The sequence below is a fragment of the Primorskyibacter flagellatus genome (assembly GCF_900176485.1).
Lineage (GTDB): Bacteria > Pseudomonadota > Alphaproteobacteria > Rhodobacterales > Rhodobacteraceae > Primorskyibacter > Primorskyibacter flagellatus.
The window spans coordinates 1-4,374 of sequence record NZ_FWYD01000051.1 but is presented as its reverse complement, the minus strand read 5'-3'; the positions used below and the strand labels follow the sequence as shown (position 1 = coordinate 4,374).

At 56.0% G+C, this 4,374-nt stretch carries 1 protein-coding gene; it reads left to right on the top strand.

Annotated features, from left to right (window positions below):
- The first annotated feature begins 116 nt into the window (after window positions 1–116).
- A complete protein-coding gene (locus B8991_RS20785) occupies window positions 117–4,253 on the top strand; it encodes a UvrD-helicase domain-containing protein (protein WP_084355188.1) in 4,137 nt (1,378 codons plus the stop codon).
- Window positions 4,254–4,374: the final 121 nt, after the last annotated feature.

Sequence of the window (4,374 nt, the reverse complement as noted above, 5' to 3'; positions counted from 1 at the left end):
TCTTGTTCATCTTCGCTCCTTAAAGGCTACGATGAACCAGAAACCCTCCGTTGTTCAAATCGCCATATCTGTCCCATAGGTGCTGACGTCAGACAGTCTTTGACGAAGCTCATTGCGTGAACCAATGGGGATACGAGTTCCGCCCGGATTATTTCCACGCATTCACTTTGCTCATGCGCAGTCTTCGCGGCACTGACTGCAACGAAGTCACGCCTTTCCTGCTCCTCTCCGCAACTCTTACTGCCTCGGATCGGCGCAGCATTCGCAATTTGCTTGCAGGAGGTGCGCCCGAACATCTGCGGCTTCCGTTGGCTGTATGCCCCGAGGCGGACGCATCTTCGAACCCGCTACGTGCTCATATCGATGTGGACCCTCTTCTGGTTAGGGGCAATATCCTAGACAGCCAAGATTTTGAAACAGCTCTGGCCGAACGTCTTCCCCACATTCAGCAGGCAATACAGCAGGCCCGCGAAAATAGGCGTGCAACCGGGCAAAGAAGCGCGGTCATCATCTTCGTGACGCGTCGCGCGCACGCAGACGATCTTGCCAAGCGACTGACGGAGACTGCCGGATGCGAAGTCGAGAGCTATCACGCCGGTCTCGATGCAGCGACGAGAGACGACATTTACACTCGGTTCCGCGACGGGGACCTAGATATCCTGGTCGCAACCAAAGCCTTTGGCATGGGAATGGATATTCCTGACATTCATTGGGTCGTCCATCTTTCTCCGCCTGCGTACCTCGAGGACTATCTTCAGGAAGTCGGTCGTATCGGGCGGGGCGTCGTTGAAAAGCGGCGGGCCGGCCTAGATCAGTTGGAGGCCAAACTGCTGGCCTCTCCTGCTGACTTCGAGAACATGCGCGGCCTTCGCGCCATGAACGAGCTACGCTCGCCACAAATTGACGAGATCGAAGGCAAGATAAACGAGGCCGCCGAAATTATCGATGGGCACAAGATTGCTTTCGTTCCCAGCCATGGGTTCGAGCCCTACAAGAGCGCGGCACAGATGCGAGCGAATGCGACCAAGCTTCGCATGGCCCTATACTGGCTGGAAAAGGCTGGCCACCTAACTCAGCTTGGCATGATCCCTGATCTACTATCGGTCAGACTCTTCCCCAATCGGCTCGCAGCCATTGCAGCTGAATCCTCTCCGACTGGGCGTGTAGCTAAAGCCATACACGCTATCGCAGTCGGCGAGGACCTTGACGGTTCCCTGGACAATGCTGTTCAAAGGCATCCACAGCGCAACGGCCTCTTGGGAGGCATTCTCAACTGGCTAACCGAGCTTGTTGGCGTGCGGACCGATCAGCCGGATCCCACGCCAATCCGGCGCCGGTTGGGCACACCCTCTGACACGGCGCTGTTCAACATCTCGCAGATACGCCGTCAGTGCAGGATCTCTAGCAGAGACGAGACAATGGCCTGTCTCGTGGATCTGCAACACCGGCAGGGGCTGCAACTGCGCTGGACACTCGAGTTCGCCAAGCGACCGCTATTGTCGGAACCGAAAGAACGGAACGCCGTTCTGGTCGAGACGGTCGGCAGCGCTGTTCGCAACTTGATCCAGCATTTGAAATCACGGGATGGCGCAGAGTTCACCCCTTTCGACTATCTGGATCAGTCCGCGTTCGATTTCTGGAGCCAGGATGAGACGCCCTCATCCCCGAAGGAGCAAGCCGAACGGCTAGCTCTGCGCCGCCGCTACGAACGGGCTTTCGTTTATGGGTTCCGTACCCTCGCTCGTGCCTGCGGCTTCAGGATCAAGCAGATCGTGCGGGGGCCAAATGAAGGGGTGCGCTGGCAGGCTCAGTTGTCGAGTGCTCACCAAAGGAATGCCGCGGGTAGGTGCAATGAACTTCTTGCCTTGATCCCCTCGCTTCTGAGCCTTTTTTCTCGGGCATTCGAAGGGGGGCTCAAAGAAGTCGAGGTCCACGACCTGATCCGGGATCTGGAAACCGCGCATCCAAAAAAGCAATTCAGAATCAACGATCTGGAGGCGCTACTTCGCCTATCCTCATCTCTGAACCTTGTCAGCGTTCAGCCTGAACTCGTACCTCTGTCTTATATTCTCTCTTTGTCAAATGAGTCCCCCGGTCTTGATCGGCATCCCGAGCTTATCGAAGAACTGAATGACGTTAACGAATTGGCTGAAACCCGCACATTCGCGATGGAAGTTTTCGCGAACCTGCCCAAGTCAGCACGGGAACCCTTCATAGGCGGATATTTCGCTCAGGCGAGTGGTGCAGAACTGAAGACATTTCTGGAAAGCCAGCTCGGAGAGATCGAAAATGAAGGAGACGAGGCTATCGGCTTTATCGCGTCCAAACGTGATCAGTTACGTGCGACGAAGGCAGTCGAATTTTTCGAACGCTATCAAAACTCCGAAGAGCCCGCACAGTGGCAGGCAATGTCCCACCGTTTCGATCAGCATCTCCTGGTCAACGCGGGCCCGGGTGCAGGGAAGACCTCCGTGCTCGTTGGCCGGATTGCGCATCTGATCCGAGAGCAGCACATCAAGCCTGCAGAAATTGTTGTCTTGGCTTTCAACCGGGCCGTTGTCTTTGAAATCAGAAAGCGGATACGGGATCTGTTCAGAACGCTTGGCTATGCGGCCTATGCCTCTCAGGTTCGTGTACACACCTTTCACGGGCTTGCGAAGTTGAGCCTTGCTGACATCGACAGCAGTGCGGGTCAGGACATGGAAAACCTGCTCGGGAATTTCGCGGCAAGACTTACCTCAGACACGGCATTTCGCGAACAGGTGGCGGGCGGTTGCCGTTGCATCCTCGTGGACGAGTTTCAAGACGTCACCGACGACGTCTATGGCATCATAAGCAACCTGCATCGCGGCAGCGGCGAGAGAGCCGGTGTCATGGTAATCGGCGATGACGATCAGGATATCTTGCGCTGGCAAAGAAAGGCCGACACCTTGCGCCGCGGTGGATTTGCGGAGACCTATTTCGACCGCTTCAAGGCGGACTTTGGCGGCGATCAGCTTCGCTCCCTTGAACTTTGCGTGAATTTCCGTTCCGGCGCCGAGATCGTGGAAATGAGCCAGAAGATGATCTCCGGTTTCTTTGCCAGAAGCAGTAGGTCACGCCGCCTGAAATCGACCCTGCTACGGCAATCCTCGACAGCGGGCGCAAGCCGATGCGAGCGTACTGTGGTCCGGGACTGGGGCAGAGAGCAGGTGATTGACGAAATCGTCGCAACTTGCCTGCGCCTTCAAAGTGAAAATCCGGGTTCTTTGGCTGTACTTTGCCGCACGAATGACGAAGTTGCCGAGATCCACCGACACCTGACCACCCATTTCGAGAGCATTTCAGTTCAGAGCAGCGAAAACATGCGCATTGCCGACCTAAGGCATGTCGCCTTGTGGTGCGATTTTCTTGAAGTCGAAGTTGCGAAAGGTGATCGCGCACTGAATGACTCCCTCGCGCAAGAACTCCTTGCCACGTTTAAGGCGTCAATTGCGATCCCTGAGACTGCTTCGTCGGGCGGAGCCTGGGTTGATTTGACGAATCTATGGGAACTCTGTTGTGAAGAAAGTGTCTTTCCACACCTTTCAACCCTGTTGCGCTTCATCAGAAATCTGCAGCGCGATGAACTCTTGCGGCTCATGGGAAGCAGGAGAGACGGGCAAGAGATTGTGGTGTCGACAATTCACAAGGTGAAGGGTCTGGAATATGACAATGTCGTCGTCGTCCCGTCTCGGTCATCTTTCGGAGACGCTGCAACTTCGAAGGAAGCCTTAGAAGATGACGCCGCAGAAGAGGCGAGGCTGCTCTATGTGGCCCTCACCCGAGCAAAATCCCGGCTGGTCTATTTTATGGGACAGCGGGAGTTTGCTTGGGGTAGAGCGGACCCCTGCGGTCACCCCGGTGAAGCCGGAGGGGAGAAGGTCCTGACTGGCGCTCATAACCAGATTGACCTTGGTTGGGCTGTTCGTCGTAGCCATTTCAACCCGGATCCGAATGATTGCCAATCTTACATCGAAACCTGCGTGATTACTGGTGATCGCATCGCGGTGGGTAATAACGGGTGGACTCTGTTCCATACCGATAGGACAGGACTGCGGCGCCAAATCGGATGCGTTGCCAAGAAGTTTGGAGTGGGAACCGGCGGATCAGACCTCAAGGTCAGCGCAGTAGTACGTTACAAGGTTGATGATCGAAATCGAGAGGCCGCTGGCGAAACGGCCGCCCGCCGCGGCTGGGGATATGCCGTTTTGGTCAGTGGGCGGCTGCGTTAGAAGATCGTCGACGCGGCCACTACGGTGTATGCGCCGTCTCGGCCCCATTGGTGTTTCGCTTGCGGTGGGGTGCTCGGCTCATTCTGCTGACGTTTTTGCCTTCGTGAACGCTCAGAATGAG